Origin of the sequence: Xanthomonas arboricola pv. populi, assembly GCF_002939945.1 — a bacterium.
GTDB lineage: Bacteria > Pseudomonadota > Gammaproteobacteria > Xanthomonadales > Xanthomonadaceae > Xanthomonas > Xanthomonas arboricola_A.
Genome location: NZ_MDEB01000003.1, coordinates 165,026 through 181,784, shown reverse-complemented (window position 1 = coordinate 181,784; position 16,759 = coordinate 165,026). Strand labels below are relative to the sequence as shown.

At 67.5% G+C, this 16,759-nt stretch carries 10 protein-coding genes; 2 read left to right on the top strand and 8 right to left on the bottom strand.

Annotated elements, in window-relative coordinates; genetic code table 11:
- Positions 1-86 precede the first annotated feature (86 nt).
- Positions 87-302 (top strand): hypothetical protein, encoded by a 216-nt coding sequence (locus tag XaplCFBP3123_RS10200; RefSeq protein WP_104533945.1) that lies wholly within the window; start codon positions 87-89, stop codon positions 300-302.
- 157 nt (positions 303-459) lie between these two features.
- On the opposite strand, the gene XaplCFBP3123_RS10195 is transcribed toward XaplCFBP3123_RS10200, so the two are convergent.
- The gene (locus tag XaplCFBP3123_RS10195; protein WP_104533944.1) at positions 460-1,839 is read right to left on the bottom strand and encodes an alpha-L-fucosidase; all 1,380 of its coding nucleotides are present in this window, start codon (positions 1,837-1,839) and stop codon (positions 460-462) included.
- A 111-nt stretch (positions 1,840-1,950) separates the two neighbouring features.
- On the opposite strand from XaplCFBP3123_RS10195, the gene XaplCFBP3123_RS10190 reads away from it, so the two are divergent.
- On the top strand, positions 1,951-3,066 hold the full coding sequence (locus tag XaplCFBP3123_RS10190) for a sialidase family protein (protein ID WP_104533943.1): 1,116 nt from the start codon (positions 1,951-1,953) through the stop codon (positions 3,064-3,066).
- Between the two features lie 189 nt (positions 3,067-3,255).
- Here the strand turns inward: XaplCFBP3123_RS10190 and XaplCFBP3123_RS10185 are convergent, their stop codons facing one another.
- The 7 genes from XaplCFBP3123_RS10185 to XaplCFBP3123_RS10150 all read right to left on the bottom strand — a co-directional run bounded on the left by XaplCFBP3123_RS10185 (position 3,256) and on the right by XaplCFBP3123_RS10150 (position 16,747).
- Entirely contained in the window at positions 3,256-3,987 is a 732-nt protein-coding gene (locus XaplCFBP3123_RS10185) for a copper homeostasis protein CutC (protein WP_172453194.1), read from the bottom strand.
- Entirely contained in the window at positions 3,984-5,048 is a 1,065-nt protein-coding gene (locus XaplCFBP3123_RS10180) for a N(4)-(beta-N-acetylglucosaminyl)-L-asparaginase (RefSeq protein WP_104534236.1), read from the bottom strand. The genes XaplCFBP3123_RS10185 and XaplCFBP3123_RS10180 overlap by 4 nt, the downstream gene beginning before the upstream one ends.
- A gap of 196 nt (positions 5,049-5,244) precedes the next feature.
- On the bottom strand, positions 5,245-5,817 hold the full coding sequence (locus XaplCFBP3123_RS10170) for a GNAT family N-acetyltransferase (protein ID WP_104533940.1): 573 nt from the start codon (positions 5,815-5,817) through the stop codon (positions 5,245-5,247).
- Between the two features lie 236 nt (positions 5,818-6,053).
- Positions 6,054-6,530, bottom strand: coding sequence for a chemotaxis protein CheW (locus XaplCFBP3123_RS10165; protein ID WP_104533939.1), 477 nt, complete (start codon positions 6,528-6,530; stop codon positions 6,054-6,056).
- Positions 6,531-6,565: 35 nt separating this feature from the next.
- Entirely contained in the window at positions 6,566-7,753 is a 1,188-nt protein-coding gene (locus XaplCFBP3123_RS10160) for a chemotaxis protein CheB (protein ID WP_104533938.1), read from the bottom strand.
- Positions 7,754-7,760: 7 nt separating this feature from the next.
- Positions 7,761-14,597 (bottom strand): Hpt domain-containing protein, encoded by a 6,837-nt coding sequence (locus tag XaplCFBP3123_RS10155; RefSeq protein WP_104533937.1) that lies wholly within the window; start codon positions 14,595-14,597, stop codon positions 7,761-7,763.
- A gap of 113 nt (positions 14,598-14,710) precedes the next feature.
- A complete protein-coding gene (locus XaplCFBP3123_RS10150) occupies positions 14,711-16,747 on the bottom strand; it encodes a methyl-accepting chemotaxis protein (RefSeq protein ID WP_104533936.1) in 2,037 nt (678 codons plus the stop codon).
- Positions 16,748-16,759 lie beyond the last annotated feature (12 nt).

Sequence of the window (16,759 nt, the reverse complement as noted above, 5' to 3'; positions counted from 1 at the left end):
ACCGGCTCACGCCGTTGTGGAAGGCAGTGGTGCATTCCCGTCGTTCCATCGGGCGACGGTCAGTTCGTGAGTTCCAGGAGCGTTTCATGTCGTCGTCCACCGTTACGCAAGACCCTGTCTCCGCGGTGCCGGAGCAGACCCAGCACGCCTTCGCCGAACACGTCCACAGCAAGCCCGCCCCCGGCCAGCCGATCGGCAGCACCGAAGCGGCGCACCTGATGACCTTCCTGAGCCAGACCCACTCGGCCAGGCAGCCGCAGATCCTGCTGCCGCCACAGGAACGCAACGACAGCGCCGCCTGAGCGCAGCCGCGGCGCCGGCGACAGCGCAGGCGCACTGTGGCCGCGCGCAACCGCTGGGCGATGCCACCTGTCACCACATGGCCAATCGGCTCCCGATCGGGAGCCGGTCCGGGCCATCGGCACGTTCGTTACGTGCCAACAACCCGATCAACCGCGCTCAGCGCGTCGCCGTACCCTTGCCGGTATTGAACAACTGGAACTCGCGGATATGCACCGCATCCGCACTGGACTGGATGTTCAAGCGCACCCGCGACGCGGTCACCGGCGCGAAGTGATCGATCTTCATCCGGCCGATCGCCTGCGCCTTCGCCAGCGGCACCCACTTGCCGTCCTGCCAGGCTTCCACCGCGTATTTCTGCACCAGCTGGCCGTCGTTGATCCACTCCATGCTCAGCGCACTGTCGAAGGTCACCGGCTGCTTGAACTGCAGCTCCAGCACCGCGCTATGCGAACCGGCCGGCGCGCTCCAGAACGTCTCGCGATCGCCGTCCACTGCCGCGTCGATAGCATCGGTTTTCTTGATGTTGCCGGCCACCAGATTCCTGTCTGCGCCGTAGCGCGCCTGCAGCGCCTGGCCAAGTTCCTGCAGGCGTGCAACGTCGGCTTCCGGCAACAGGCCGCGCTTGTCCGGCGCGAGACCCAGCACCAGCTGGCCGCCCAGGCCGACGCTCTTTTCCCAGATCTCCACCAGCTCATCGACGCTCTTGAGTGTCTGGTCGCTGTTGGGATGCCAGAACCACTGCAGCTTGTGCAGCGGCGTATCCACTTCCACCGGGCGCCAGCGCAGATAGCCATGGCGATCGATCACGTTCCAGTTTTCGCCTTCGATGAAGCCGGCCTCGTTACCCACCCAACGCACGTCGCCGTACTCGAACAAGGCGGTGTCGGCAAACACCATCGCATTGGCCTGATAGGTGCGCAGCTCTTCCATGTACTTGTCGAAGTTGTACACGTGGCCGGCGCTGCCGGCGCCGTCCAGCCACCACTCGGTGATCGGGCCGTAATGCGAGGCCAGCTCCACCAACTGCGCAGCGTAGAACTTGTCATAGGCCTTGGAATCGGCATATTTGGGCTCGTGGCGATCCCACGGCGACAGGTACACACCGAAGCCCATGCCCTCCTTGCGCACCGCATCGCTGGTGAGCTTGACCAGGTCGCCCTTGCCACCCATCCACGGACTGTTCTTGACCGAATAATTGCTCTCGGCGGTCGGCCACAGCGCAAACCCGTCGTGGTGCTTGGCCACCAGGATCACGTACTTCGCACCGGCCGACTTGGCCGCGCGCGCCCACTGGCCCGGGTCCACATTGGTCGGGTTGAAGGTCTTGGCGCTGGCGGTCCCGTCACCCCACTCCTGGTCCAGCCAGGTGTTGGGATTGAAGTGCACGATCACGCCGAATTCCAGATCCTGCCAGGCCACCTGCTGCGGCGAGGGTTTGACCTCGGCAACGTTCTGCGCGATGGCGGTGGGCAGGGTCAGCGCGGTCAGGCCGAGGGCGGCCAGCCAGCGCAACGGGGAGAGCGGGTGTGATGACATCGCGGGTCCTCGCAGTGGTCGGCGACCACGGCCGCCTGGGATGACCAGAGCATATGGTATTTAATAGATGATAAATAGGTATCTTTAAAATCCGCACAGGACTGGACCACGATGCATCCGTCACGCCTGCTGACCTGCCTGGTCGCAGGCCTTGCCGCCTTCGCAGTCCAGGCCGAATCGGGCACATCGCCGCAGTTGCCACCGCGCTCGCCCATCGTGCTCAGCGAGTTCATCGCCGACACCGCACCGACGCCACAGGCGCACGCCTCCACGCTATTGGAAACCCGCGACGGCACGCTGCTGGCGGCTTGGTTCGGCGGCGCGCACGAGGGAGCGGCCGATGTCGGTATCTGGCTCGCACAACGCGGCGCGCAGCAATGGCAGCCGCCGCGACGTATCGCCGACGGCGCGCATGCCGGCGTGGATGGCGCCGCGCTGCCGGCCTGGAATCCGGTGCTGTTCCAGTCTGGCACCGGCCCGGTGCAGCTGTACTACAGGCTCGGTCCCAATCCGCGGCAGTGGTGGGGCCTGCGCATCAGCTCACGCGATGACGGTGCGCACTGGTCGCCACCGCAGCGCCTGCCCGACGGCATTCTCGGCCCGATCAAGAACAAGCCGGTGCAGTTGCCGAATGGACGCATCCTTGCACCCAGCAGCAGCGAAGACCGTAGCTGGCGTGCGCATCTGGAATGGAGCGACGACGACGGCGCGCATTGGCAACGCGGCATGCCGCTCAACGAACCGGCGGTGATCGGCGCGATCCAGCCCAGCGTCCTGCTGCATGCAGACGGGCGCGTGCAGGTGCTCGGACGCAGCCAGCAGAACAAGCTGTTCAGTACATTTTCCAATGATGGCGGCCTGCATTGGCAACCGATGCAGTTGCTGGACGTGGAGAACCCCAACGCCGGGACCGACGCGATGATGCTGCGCGACGGCCGCGCCCTGCTGGTCTACAACCCCGGTATCGCCGGCAAGGACTGGTGGGACGGTCGCGGCACGCTTGCGGTGGCGCTATCGACCGACGGCGTGCACTGGCAACGCGCACTCACGCTGGAACACAGCGCAAAGGACGAGTTCTCCTATCCGGCGGTGATCCAGACCCGCGATGGCCTGGTCCATATCAGCTACACCTGGAAGCGCCAACGCATCAAGCATGTCGTCCTGGATCCGACACGCCTTGGCAACAAAGCGGATGACACGACGTCACTGCCACACAGTCCGGAATAGGTCGAGCGCGCAGCGTCCTCAGCGCTGCGCAATTGATTTGCCGCCGTTTCAACGCAACAAAGCCTGGTTGGTCGAGGGCCCGGCAGCCAAGCTACAGATCCCATGCTACGTCTTCGCTTCACCTAAATTGCCAGCCACAGCTTGCAAAAAGGCCCCAGATCACGTGCTCCACAATCGGCACACAGCGCCTCACATCTGCTGCAACAACCCCACAATCCGCCGCACACGCGCCACATCGGTACGCTGGTAATCGCCGCCCAGGTCGGAGATGTACGCATGCGGCGCATGCACCTGCGCCGCAACCGGCCCGCGCGAGGAGGCATGGAACTCGCGCGCGCCGGTGCTGGCGCGCAGCGCAAGCACGTTGCTCTCGGACACGCCTGCACCCGGCATGATGCTGATACGGTCGCCCGCCTGCTGCACCAGCGCAGCGATGGTGTCGACACCTTCCATCGCACTCGCACGCGCACCGGAGGTCAGCACGCGCTCGCACCCCAGCGCGATCGCATCTTCCAGCGCGCGCGGCGGATCGGCACTGACGTCGATCGCACGATGGAAGGTCACACCCAGCGACCCGGCTGCGGCGGTCAACACCCGCATTGTGGGAATGTCGACCTGCCCATGCGGATCCAGCGCCCCCAGCACCACGCCATCGCAGCCCAGCCGCACGCATTGCTCCACATCGCGCCGCATCACCTCGACCTCGGCCGCATCGAAGACGAAATCGCCCACGCGCGGACGGATCAACACATACAGCGGAATCTGCAACCGCTCACGCACCACCGCCAGCGTGCCGAACGACGGCGTCAGCCCGCCGCCATCCAGGCCACCGCAGAGCTCCACGCGCATCGCACCGCCTTCCTGCGCCGCCAGGGCCGACCCCACCGAATCGGCGGCCACTTCCAGCCCCAACGCACTCATGCTGCAGGCTCGGTGGTGTAGTGGCTTTCGCCAGGCACCAGCAGATCCTGCCGCTGCGCATCGCAGACCGCATAACTGAAACCCTTCTGGATCGCGAACGCTCCCACCTCGCCGCGCTTGTTCATCGCCAGAAATCCGACCTGCAAGGTGCGGGTGAGTTCGGGCTTGCGCCGGATCAGCCGCATCACCACCTCGCGGCAGGCATCGGCTGGCGACTTGCCCTGGCGCATCATTTCCACCACCGCAAAACTGCCGACATTGCGGATCACCTCTTCGCCAACGCCGGTCGAGGTCGCACCGCCCACCTCATTGTCCACATACAGGCCCGCGCCGATGATCGGGCTGTCGCCGACCCGGCCGTGCATCTTCCACGCCATGCCGCTGGTGGTGCACGCGCCGGACAGGTTGCCGTGCGCATCCAGCGCCAGCATGCCGATGGTGTCGTGGTTGTCCTTGCCACCCGGCAGCTTGGCATCGCGCCAGGCGCGGTTTTCGATATTGGCTTCCGGCGAATACTTCGAGGTCTTCAACCACTCTTTCCACGCCGCTTCCGAACTGGGCGTGAGCAGCTTGGTCTGCGGAAAGCCCTGTTCCAGCGCGAACTGCCGCGCGCCGTCGCCAACCAGCATCACATGCGGGGTCTTTTCCATCACCGCGCGTGCCACCGAGATCGCGTGTACCACGTCTTCCAGCGATGCCACCGCGCCGCAATTGCCCAGGTGATCCATGATGCAGGCATCCAGGGTCACCCGGCCGTCGCGGTCCGGATAGCCGCCCAGCCCCACGGTGGGATTGCTCGGGTCCGCTTCGGGCACCCGGACGCCGGCTTCCACCGCATCCAGTGCGATGCCGCCGCTGCCGAGGATTTTCCAGGCCGCCTGATTGGCGGCAATGCCGAAATCCCACGTGGAAATCACCCGCGCCGCGCCGCGCGGCAACGCGGTAACGCGTCCGCCCGTACCGGCACCGACGGCTGCCTGCGCACGTGCGCCCCACCCGGCCAGACCGGAAGCGATCGCACCAAGCGTGGCGCTCTTGAGGAAGTGACGACGTTGGATCATCCGGGCGAACTCCATGCAGGAAGAAGACAGGCAGCCGCACTGCGCGGCCACAGCCTTCCATCATGCGGCAGCGCTGCGCGCGGATAAACCGCCTTGCGGCGCTGTCGGCTGCGGATCCGCGCACAACCGCCGCTGCGTCGGGCCCGCTGTGTGCGCGCTACAGCCGGGCCGCCCCCACCATGAGGGGCGGAAAGACTCACCCGGCACAGGCGTCGGCGTCGGCGCGCAATTTGCTGGTCAACACATGGTCGCGCCAGACGCCGTTCAATTGCAGGTAACGGCGCGCATAGCCTTCGATCTGAAAGCCCAGCCGCTGCAGGACGCGCGCACTGCGCAGATTGTCGGGGACGTATTGCGCCATCACCCGGTGCAGGCCAAGCGGGCCGAACGCAAACGCGATGCCCTGCGTGGCCGCCCACTGGATCAAACCGCGTCCCTGCTGCTGCGCATCCAGGCCGTAACCCAGATGACAGCCCTGGAAGGCACCGCGCTGGATCTGGGTGAAGCCGACCGTGCCGATCGCCTGCGCATCGCGCAGCAACACCAGTTGCAACTCGCGCTCGCCCGGCACTGCAGTGCGGTAGGCGATGCTCAGCCGGCGCCAGCCGTCGGTGGTGTAGAACGCCGGCGGCCGCAGCGGCATCGCAGCGGCCAGATGCGCGCGATTACGGCGGTGGTAGTCGGCCATCGCGGCCGGATCGACGATGGCCAGATCGCACAGCAGTACACCCTCGGCATGCTGGACGGGGGCGAAGACGGGAAGACTCATGACGGCCGCGGTCGCGCCTTGCGCGCGTCATGCGTGTTGTGTGGATCAGGCTGCCGCATACAGATCACGCCCCCGCAAATGGTCGCCGAAAGCCAGCAAGAGGCTCAGGCATCTGCCATGCCGGCAGCGACTGCACGCAGCAAGGCCGGCGCCCGACCGGCCGTTACAGCCCCCATCCCGATCCTCATCCCGACACTGCCCGCAAGTGGGCAGCGTCGTCGTCCAGCAATGGCGCTTTACGCGGCAATCGCCCCAAGCGCCTGCGCGACCTGCGCTTCGATCGTATCCAGATTCGGCAGCAATGCGCTCTGCTCGCCCAGCAGCACGCGCATGTGCACGCCATCGGGCAACGCGTCTTCGGAGGCGTCGGCCAGCAGGCCGTCGCGCGGCACCGAGATCAGCTGCGGGAACGAGGCGGTGAGCAAGGCGAAATACGGCAGCCCCGGATTGCCGCCCAGCGCTTTTAACACGATCACCTTGTTGTTGACTGCGGTCGGCTCATCGCCCATGCCGCTCAAGCGCGCGAACGACAGCAGCGGCACCTTCCAGCCGTACCAGTCGATGCGCCCGACTACCCAGCGCGGCATATCGGCCATCGGCTCGACCGCCACCCGCGACATCACCTCGGCCACCGTGGCGTTGGGCAGCAGCACGCGCTCGGTGCCGGCCTGGATCAGGACGCCGCGGATTTCGTCATTGTTGGCGTAGCTCATCGCACCTGTTCCGATCTTGAGAGGAAGCGCCCGGCTTACGCCGGCCAGCGCTGTGCCAACGCCTGCGCCAACTGCGCAGGGTCGCCGGTCAGAATGCCCTGGCGTGCCAGACGCGCCGCCGCGGCCGGGTCGTAGCAGCCGTCGGCGGATTGACCCGCCAGCCAGCCGCCCTGCTCGGCCAGCGCCAGCGCTGACTCGACCAGCGCCTCGTTGGCGCCGCTGAGCATCAGCACCGCGCTGTCGGCCGGCGGCAACGCGGCCACCAGCCCGGCCGGATCGGCCTGCGCGACAAACGCCAGCGCGCCGGCATGTTGCTGCACACCGATGTCGTCGGACAACACGTAGACCTTGCCCGATGCAATCACCTGGCCGGCTTCGCCCAGTTCGACCGGCAACGCCGATACGCGTCCCATCTGCCGCACCAGGTTGCCGTACTGGCCGCCGTCCAGGGTCATGCGCACCAGCACGGCGCGCGGAAACTCCGGCGGCAGCGCGGACAGCAGGCGGCGGATCGCATCCGGGCCGCCGATACCGGCCAGCACCAGCACCGCACCGGTGATGTCACCGGCCTGGTCCAGCTCCACCAGCGACAGCCCGCCGGTCGACAACGCGTCCATGTTCAATTCGGCGCGCGGGCGCACCACCACCGCGACCTCGTCGACCAGGCCCCAGGTGCTGGAATCGCCCAGCGTCAGGGCCGGTTTGTCGACCGCCGCTGCGGCCTCGGACGTGCCCGCGCCACGCGCGAACAAGGCATCGCCGGGCACGCTGTCGAAGGCGTGCGCGGCTGCCTGCAGGTGTTGGTCCAGCTGCAGATCCGAATGCTGCCGCGGCGCCAGTTCCAGCCCCGGCTCGGGATGCAGCGACGGCTCGCTCTCGGTGCCCGGCGGCAATACGTCGGCGTGGCCATGCAGCTTGGCGGCCAGATGGCGCACCCAGCGCTGCGCTTCCCAACCCTCGCGGCGCACGGTCAGCTCGGCCTCGTCGAAAATCACCGTGACGCCGGGCATGTTGAAGGCCGGCTCCAGCGCCTCGAGCGCATCTTCGATCGACGGCTCCAGCGCGACCAGCACCGCCACCGGTTCGGCATCGCGCAGCATCTGCACGTCCACCGCCGCCGGCTCGTCTTCCAGCACCACGTGCGCACCGGCCAGGCCGAGCGCTTCACGCAGACGCTCGCGCGCCTGCCCGGGACGGCCCAGCAGGGCGACCGGAGTTCCCATTGGGCCATTATTCTCGGACACGGGCGATCCCCAGCAGGTCATACACGTTTCGCATCAGATCCAACTCTTGGTAAGGCTTGCCCAGATAACGCTGCACGCCGATCTCGAAGGCGCGCTGGCGATGCTTCTCGCCGCTGCGTGAGGTGATCATCACGATCGGCACCGCCTTGAAGCGCGGGTCGGCATGCATCGCGGTCGCCAGCTCGTAGCCGTCCATGCGCGGCATTTCGATGTCCAGCAGCATCAGGTCGGGCACGCGCTCCTGCAGCAGTTCCAATGCCTCGACACCATCGCGTGCGGTGGTGACATCCAGATTGTGGCGTTCCAGCACGCGGCTGGTGACCTTGCGCATGGTCAGCGAATCGTCCACCACCATCACCAACGGCACCTGGCGCTGCGATTCGGCCGGTGTTTCCAGCGCCGGACGCGCCGGCTGGCTGAGATAGCGACGCACCAGCGGGGCCACGTCCAGGATCACCACCACACGGCCATCGCCGGTGATGGTGGCGCCGTAGATGCCCGGCACCGAGGCGATCTGCAGGCCCACCGGCTTGACCACGATTTCGCGGTTGCCCAGCACCTGGTCGATCGCCACCGCCGCGCGCAGATCGCCCGCGCGCACCAGCAGCAACGGCACCTGCGCCTGACCATCGGCACGCGCGGCGGCCTGGCCGACCAGCGAGCCGAGATCGTGCAGGACGTACTCTTCGCCAGCGTAGTGGTAGCCGCCCTGCCCGGACTCGTAACGGCTGCGCGAGATGCGGCCGATACCGCTGACCGACCCCACCGGCACCGCGAAGGTGGTGTCGCCGATACGCACGAACACCGCCTGGGTGACCGCCAGCGTCTGCGGCAGGCGCAGGGTGAAGGTCACGCCCTGGCCGCGCACCGAGTGGATGTCCACCGAGCCGCCGAGCTGACGCACTTCGTTGCGCACCACATCCATGCCCACGCCACGGCCGGCCAGCTGGCTGACCTGCTCGGAGGTACTGAAGCCGGAGGCGAAGATCAGCCCATCGAGTTCGGCCTCGCTGAGCTCCTGGCCGGGTTCGATCAGGCCGCGCTGCTCGCCGCGGCGACGGATCGCCTCGCGGTCCAGCCCGGCGCCGTCGTCGGCCACTTCCAGCACGATTTCCGAGCCTTCGCGGCGCAGACGGATCGCGATGCTGCCCTCTTCCGGCTTGCCTGCGTCGCGCCGTTGCTCCGGCGTTTCCAGACCATGCGCCACCGAGTTGCGCAGCATGTGTTCCAGCGGCGCGACCATGCGATCGAGCACGTTGCGATCCAGCTCGCCCTGGGTGCCTTCCAGCAGCAGATGCACCTGCTTGCCGGTGTCGCTGGCGGCCTGGCGGACCACGCGGCGCAGACGCGGCACCAGGCCGTCGAACGGCACCATGCGCGCGCGCATCAAACCGTCCTGCAGCTCGGAGCTGACGCGCGACTGCTGTTGCAGCAGGCCGTCGTATTGACGCGAGAGATCTTCCAGCACCCCTTGCAGACCGCCCAGGTCGGCGGCCGATTCGTTCAGCGCGCGGCTGAGCTGCTGCAGGGTGGAGAAGCGGTCCAGTTCCAGCGGGTCGAAGGTGCGATCGCCCTGGTCCTGCTCGCGCTGATAACGCGCCACGATCTGCGCTTCGGTTTCCAGATCCAGACGCCGCAACTGGTCGCGCAGACGGGCGTTGGTGCGATCCAGTTCGCCCATGGCGCCGCGGAACGCGCCCAACTGCTGCTCCAGCCGCGAGCGGTAGATCGCCACTTCGCCGGCGTGGTTGACCAGGCGGTCGAGCAGGTCGGCGCGCACGCGCACCTGCTCCTGCTGCACGCGCGGCAGGAAGTCTTCTTCGCTCTGGCCCTCGACCGGCACCGGCGCCGACAGCGGTGCCGGCTCCACCGATGCCTTGGCGATCGCACGCGCATCGGCGTCGCTGGGCGCGGCGGCATTGCGGCCACGGGTACGGGTCTCGAAGGCGTCCACCAGGTCGGTCGGCATCGCCACGGCGCGGTGCATGCCGGTGCGGGTCAACAGCTGGTGCAGACGGTCGAAGCCGCGCTCGAACAGGCGCACGTCGTCGCGGTCGATGTCGGTACGGTTGGCCGCCACCGCTTCGAGCAGCGATTCGATCGCATGGCCGAGATCGCCGATGGCATTGATGCCGGCCATGCGCGCGCCGCCCTTGAGCGTGTGCAGATCGCGCTGCAGTCCGTTGAGGACCTCGCGGTCTTCCGGCACTTCGCGCATGCGGGCGAGCAGACCATCGCAATGGTCGAGCAGATCGCGGCCTTCCTCGACGAAGATGTCGACCAGTTCGCCATCGAGCTGGTCGAAGTTGAGCGGGCCGGTATCGAAGGCTGCGCCCACAGCGTTGGCGGCGATATCGGCTGATGCGGCGTCTTCCACCGGCGCGCTGAAGGGCACGGCTGCAGCGCCTTCGTGTTCGCTTGCGGATTCGGCTTGTTCGACTTGCTCGACTTGGTCGGTGTGTCCGACTTGTTCGGTGTGTTCGACTTGCTCCGGATGCCCGAGAGGATCCGTTGCGTTGGTAGCCTCGAGCGTCGCGTCTGCGTCTGCGTCTGCGTCTGGATGCTGCGCGTGGACCTCGGCATCGGCATGGGTATCCGCCTCGGCGTCCGCGACGACGTCCGACTGCAGCTCCGGCGCGATGTCCGACTGCGGATCGCCGGTCTCTTCGACCCGATCGGCGACCTGCGCCATCTCGAAGGCCTGCACCGACTCGATGGTCTGCTCGGGTAGCGCTTCGGCAGCCTGCTGGGCTTCCGCCGCGTGCTCTGCATCTGCGGCCTGTTCTGCCGCTACAGCGTGCTCCGCTTCTGCAGCGTGGTCTGCCTCCGCAACGTATCGGGCTTCGTTGGCATGCGCGTGTGCGTGTGCGTCCGGGCGCTCCTGCTCGCTCGAATCGACGGGCGCTTCCGATTGCGCAGGCGCGTACGCAGATTCCTGCGGCTGCGCCTGCTCGCCCGACAGGGCGTGCTGTTCGGAAGACGACCGCTCGCCCAACGACGGCTGCTCGGCGTCTGCACGTTCGGCATCAACATGCCCGGCTTCGGGCGCGGCGAGCGTCTGCGCGTCGCCCAACACGGCTTCGGCGTCGGACAACTCGTCCACTGCCACGTGCTCGCCAGCTTCCGTTACGTCGCCTGCTTGATCATGCGATGCAGCATCGACGCTGCCGGCCTGCTGCAACCCGGTCGCATCCCAGGCATCGGCGTCGACCACCGGCTCATCGGCCGGCGTGTCGTGCGCATCGACGCCAAGCGACTCGGCTTCGTCTGCGTGCTGGCGCTGTTGCTGGTGCTGGCTAGTACCGCCGTGCAACGCCTCGGCGACCTGCTCCGTTCCCGCATCGGATGCGCGTGCATCCCCGGCCGTTACCTGCGCGGTATCGACCGATTCGACACCCTGCTCCTGCTCCAGCGCAGCAACGTCAGCCGCCTGCGCCTGTTCGTGCGGTGCCGGTGCTTCCAGCGCAAGCGCCGAGGTGTCTTCGGCCTCGGCCTCGGCCAGCTCGTCCACCGCGATCGCTGCGTCGGCGGGCGCATCGGCATCCTGCGCCGCGTCATCGGCGACATGCACGGGCGCACGGGGATCGGTCGCATCCGACGGCAGGGCGCTGGCGTCCAGATACTGCGACAGATCCTGCGCACCGGTCAGCTCGACCGCCGACTCGCTGCTGATGGCCGTTTCGCCCGGCGCCTCCAGTTCCTCCAGTTCGTCCAGGAGTGCCTGCGGTGGCCACTGCGCTTCCGGCAGCGTCTCCACCAACGCGCGCAGGCGCTCGGTCAACGGCGCAAACGACGGAATCAACGGCGCATCGGCGCGCAAGGCGGTCACGGTGGTGGCGATTGCCGCTGCCGTTGCGGCGATGGCGTCGATGCCTTCCTGCGATGGAGTCAGCGATGCGGCGAGCAGACGCTTGACGTAGCTTTCGGCCGGGGTGGTCACCAGGGTGATTTCCGGCACGTCGGTCATCGCAAACGCGCCACTCATGGTGTGCACGGCGCGCAGCAATGCTTCGCTCGCCAACTGCGGCTCGGCCTGGCTGGCCTGCAGCCATGCGTTGACGGTGTCCAGATGGGTGGCGACTTCGGCTTCCAGGATCTCGCGCAGCACGCTGTCCACCGAGGCCGGGGTGCCGCCGCTCGCAGCGAACACGCCTGCCACTGCCGGAACGAAGGCGACCTCCGCAGCCACCGGCATCGCCGGCGCGGCCACGTAATAGGCCTCTTCGCCCGCGGCCACACGCTCGGCAACTGCCTGGATGTCCTGCAGATCGGCGCTGATGCGGCCCTGGCCGCGCAATGCGGCGTTGCACTGCGGCAGCACTTCGTAGGCCAGTTCGACCATCGCCACCACCGCCGGGCTGGCCGGCCGCGAATTGTCGAGCACGCGATTGAGCATGCTCTCGATCTTCCAGCTGAACTCGCCGAGCACCTGCGCGCCGACCAGGCGGCCGCTGCCCTTCAAGGTGTGGAAGACGCGGCGGATCGGGCGCAGGTTGTCCTGGCTGTGCGGTGCGGCACGCCATACCGACAGCAGCTGGCCCAGGTTGACCAGTTCTTCGTCGAATTCCTCCAGGAACACGTCGCGGATATCGTCGTCGATATCGCTGTCGCCAAAGCCGCCGAAGATGCCGGCATCGGCATCGGCCTGGGCCGGTTCGCTCCCTGCAGGCTCGGGCGCTGCCTTCGCAGCCTGGGCGTCGGCAGCGGTCGTCTGCGCTGCCTGCAGATGCTGCACGTCGAACTGCGCGGCGGCCGCGTCGAGCTGGGCCAGGAACGCCGTCGATGCGGCGTCCAGTTCGAACTCGCTGACCACGGCCTGCTGCACGCGTGGCGTGCCGTGCTCGGAGCCTTCGTCGGCCGGGGCTGGCTGCGGTTCGGGTACGGATTCGACGAACGGGTCGTCCAGCTCCTTTGGCGCGACGGGCGGCAGCGATGGCGGCGAGAACGCATCGTCCATGCTGGTCTGCGCGCGGCCGGTTTGAGCCTGCGCGATGAAGTCCAGCGGTGCCCCGGTCTGGTCGGCGTCGCCGGGCAGCTCGATCTGCTCGATCTGCAGCGGCGCTTGGTCGGCAACCGCCGGCGTGGCGCTGTCGTCCTGCTCCAGCGCACTCAGGTCCACGGTGTAGCTGACCTGCGTGGCATCGGCCGACACGCTGCCGTCCTGCTCGGCCGACACCGGGTCGAATACGGAGGTGGCGATCGGTGCGGTCTGCTCGGTGGTTTCCAGCTGCCAGTCGCCGGGCGCCTGCGCGCCATCGTCGGACAGGTCCAGCGGTGCAACCGTCAACGGCACATGCGCCTGGCCGGAGACGGTTTCCTCGGCGGCGACCGGGTCGAACGAGAACACCGTATCGGTGGCGGCAGCGCCGGTGTCGTGCACCACGCTGGCGGCAAACGGCACCTCGACCACGGTTTCGTTGGCCCACTCAAGCGACGGCGTCGGTGCAGCGTCGTTGGCCGCCAGCGCCGGAGCACCGGCTTGCTGTGCGAGCGATGCGGCGAGCGGCTGCGGCTCGGCCACGCTGCCCGGCTGGTCGGCACCGACCGGCAGGTCGGACGGCTGGCCCGAGGGCAGCGGCCAGTAGCGCAGCGTTTCCAGGCTGTTGCGGGTGATCTCCAGAATCTCCTCGCGGCCGGGACGGCGCTCGCGCAGGGCTTCCAGGTAGTACTCCAGGCTCGCCATCGCATCGGCCAGGGTGTCCAGCTGGCGACCGCTGGGCACGCGCTGCTTGCCGATCAATTCCAGATCGACGTAGCGGCGCACGCCTTCCAGATAATCGGCCGCCTGCGGCAGTTCGAGGATGCGCAGGCCACCGCCGACTTCGCCGAGCAGATGCGGCACATCGGTCAGACGGGCATGATCCCAGTTGGTCTCGATGAAGGCGACGAAATGCTCGCGCGCCGCACCGAAATTGGCGATCGCCTCCTGCGCCAGCACGTCCACGGTGCGCCGCACTTCCGAAGAAGTGGCGCTGTTGCTGGCTTCATTGCCGTCGCCGACATCGGCGCCGAGGCTGGCGACCTGGTCATCCAGCGAGGCATCGACATAGAGCAGCGCGCCGGCGATATCCAGCAGCACGCCTTCGTCCATCTGCACCTGGCCGTCGACCACGCGCGCCAGCGCATCGCGCTGCTGCACGACCACATTGCGCGCCACGCCCAGTCCCATCATGCCCAGGGTGTCGGCAACGCTACCGAGATCCTTGACCTGGGTCTGCAGTTCGGCGATCTCGCCGCCGGTGCGCAGGTGCAGGTCAAGCGCATCCTTCACGCGCAGCAATTCTTCCTTGACCGCGTTGCCGACGGTGTCGAGCAATTCGCGATTGCGCCCGCTCAGACTGCCGCGGGCATGATCCAGTTCGGCCTCGGTGGCGACGCCGGCCTGCGGATCGAACGCGAACAGCACGCTTTCGTTCAGACCGAGCTGACCACGCGTGGCACGGATTTCATTGAGCAGCGGCAGCAGCACGATCGGAATGTCGCGGTGACCGTTCTGCAGGCGCTCCAGGTAATCGGGCAGCAGCACGGTGCCGCGCATCAGCATGGCGCAGGCTTCGTCGCGGTCGGCCACCTCGCCGACCTGCACGGCCTGGGCCAGCAGCTCGAGCTCTTCGGCCACCATCGCCGGGGCGTACAACTCGACCATGCGCAAGGTGCCCTGCACCTGGTGCAGATAGCCGGCGCAGAAGCGCATCCGGCTGGTGTCGGACGGTTCTTCGGCAAAGTACTCGATCTCGTTGCGCGCCTGGCGCAACGTCTCGTCCAGCTCCGGCTTGACCCAGCCCAGCGCGGCGTGACTCATCGCATCGCGAAGCGCACTCATTGCAGCCCCCTGCCTACGGCCGGCGTACCGCCAAGGCGGCCACCGGTCTGTTCCTGCATCGACGTAACGCGACTACGCGCCATCTGCTGATCCTTTCCCGTTCCGCGTCGTGCTCACGCCGGCAGCTTGAAGTCGGCGACCGAACGCCGCAGATCGGCAGCGAGCTGAGCCAGGTTGCCGATCGACTCGGCCGTCTGCTCCGCACCCTGCGATGTCTGGCTGGTGATCTGACGGATCACGCCCATGGTGTGTGTGATATCCGTCGCTGCGGCCGACTGCTGGTGCGCGGCGATGGAGATGTTCTTGATCAGGTTGTTCAAGGCGTTGGACACGCGCTCGATTTCGGTCAGCGCGGTACCGGCGTCTTCGGCCAGGCGTGCACCGGACACCACTTCGGAGGTGGTCTGCTCCATCGAGCTGACCGCCTCGTTGGTATCGGCCTGAATGGTCTGCACCAGGCCCTCGATACGGCGGGTCGCACCGGAGGTGCGTTCGGCCAGGCGCTGCACTTCGTCGGCCACCACCGCAAAGCCGCGACCGGCCTCGCCCGCCGAGGCCGCCTGCACCGCGGCGTTGAGCGCCAGGATGTTGGTCTGCTCGGAAATGTCGTTGATCAGTTCCACGATCGAGCCGATCTCCTGCGAGGATTCGCCCAGACGCTTGATGCGCTTGGAGGTTTCCTGGATCTGGTCGCGGATCTGGTCCATGCCCTGGATCGTCTCGCGCACCACGCCGGCACCTTCGGCGGCGATCACCACCGAGCGCTGCGCCACTTCGGCCGACTCGGTGGAGTTGCGCGACACCTGTTCGATGCTGGCGGCGATTTCGCTGATGCGCTCGGAGGCGGTGGTGATCTGGTTGGCCTGCTGGCCGGCCGCGTCGGCCAGCTGCATCGCCGTGGCCTGGGTTTCCTGGGTCGACACGGCGACCTTGGCCGAGGTGTCGTTGATGGTGGTCACCAGGTGACGCAATTCGTCCACGGCGTAGTTGATGGCGTCTGCAATCGCGCCGGTCATGTCCTCGGTCACCGAGGCCTTGACGGTCAGGTCGCCCTCACCGAGCGAGCTGATTTCGTCCAGCAGCCGCATGATCGCCTGCTGGTTGCGGCTGTTGAATTCCACCTGCGCCTGGTAACGCACGTCCTGTTCGCGCGAGCGCACCCGCACCCAACTCCAGACGAAACCAATAATGGCCAGCAGCGCCAGCAGGCCGGACACCACGCCCAGCCAGAAGTTCGGAAACAGGCGCGTGTCGCGCACCGAGCCGAACGCCGAGAACGCATCGAACAGCTTCTTGCTGTCGTCCAGCATCCTGTTCGAGCCGGCGGTCAGCGCGGCGGCCGAGGACTGCGCGGCGAACAGGTTGCGCGAGCTGGTCAGGATGGCGTCGACGTCCTTCTTCATCGTCGCCCACTGCGCCTGCGACTGCTCCAGCGCCGACAGCGCGGCCGGGTTGCGCACTGCGACGATCCCGAGTTCCTCGTTGCCTGCGCGCAGGCCTTCGAGCATCTGCGTGAACACCACCGAGTCGCGCGCCAGCGCATCGCCGGAGGCGGCGGCACTGGCGCCGCCGGCGCGCATTTCGGTCACCCGGCGCGCCATGGTGCCGGCGACCACGACCTGCTGCAGCGTGTTGTAGACCTGCGACGCGGGCGCGCCGCTGACCGTCATCGCGCGCACCACTTCGTTCAACTGCGCCTGCAGCTGCGGCACGCTGCCGGAGAAGCGTTCGGCGTTGCCGGCCAGACCGAGCACCGCCGGTTCGCTGGCGATGACCTGATCGGCGTTCTTGCTCAGCGGCACCCAGGTCGCCTTGAGCTGGGCCATCGCACTGGCGACCGAGCCTTCCTGGCCGTAGCGGCCATCCAGTTCGCTGACGGTGCTGTCGATGCGGCCCTTGGTCTCCTTGAACGCGGCGAACGCCTTGGGGTCGCCGGAGACCGCTTCGCGGCCCTGGTTGGCCAGCTGCTGCGACAGCACCTGCAGATCGGCCGCGCCGGTGCCGGCACCGGCGAGGCGACTGCCCTGCCAGGTGGCGACGCCGGTATTGGCGCCGAACACGATCATCGACAACACCAGCAAACCAAGCCAGAAGCTGGTGCTGACGCTGCCGAGCTTGTTGGTCTTGCGGGCGTCCGGGGCGGTACTCATGGTTCGACCTCG

Excerpts from the sequence above, each read along its gene's own strand:
- XaplCFBP3123_RS10200 (WP_104533945.1), top strand. The coding sequence starts at position 87 with ATGTCGTCGTCCACCGTTACGCAAGACCCTGTCTCCGCGGTGCCGGAG.
- XaplCFBP3123_RS10195 (WP_104533944.1), bottom strand. The coding sequence starts at position 1,839 with ATGTCATCACACCCGCTCTCCCCGTTGCGCTGGCTGGCCGCCCTCGGC.
- XaplCFBP3123_RS10190 (WP_104533943.1), top strand. The coding sequence starts at position 1,951 with ATGCATCCGTCACGCCTGCTGACCTGCCTGGTCGCAGGCCTTGCCGCC.
- XaplCFBP3123_RS10185 (WP_172453194.1), bottom strand. The coding sequence starts at position 3,987 with ATGAGTGCGTTGGGGCTGGAAGTGGCCGCCGATTCGGTGGGGTCGGCC.
- XaplCFBP3123_RS10180 (WP_104534236.1), bottom strand. The coding sequence starts at position 5,048 with ATGATCCAACGTCGTCACTTCCTCAAGAGCGCCACGCTTGGTGCGATC.
- XaplCFBP3123_RS10170 (WP_104533940.1), bottom strand. The coding sequence starts at position 5,817 with ATGAGTCTTCCCGTCTTCGCCCCCGTCCAGCATGCCGAGGGTGTACTG.
- XaplCFBP3123_RS10165 (WP_104533939.1), bottom strand. The coding sequence starts at position 6,530 with ATGAGCTACGCCAACAATGACGAAATCCGCGGCGTCCTGATCCAGGCC.
- XaplCFBP3123_RS10160 (WP_104533938.1), bottom strand. The coding sequence starts at position 7,753 with ATGGGAACTCCGGTCGCCCTGCTGGGCCGTCCCGGGCAGGCGCGCGAG.
- XaplCFBP3123_RS10155 (WP_104533937.1), bottom strand. The coding sequence starts at position 14,597 with ATGAGTGCGCTTCGCGATGCGATGAGTCACGCCGCGCTGGGCTGGGTC.
- XaplCFBP3123_RS10150 (WP_104533936.1), bottom strand. The coding sequence starts at position 16,747 with ATGAGTACCGCCCCGGACGCCCGCAAGACCAACAAGCTCGGCAGCGTC.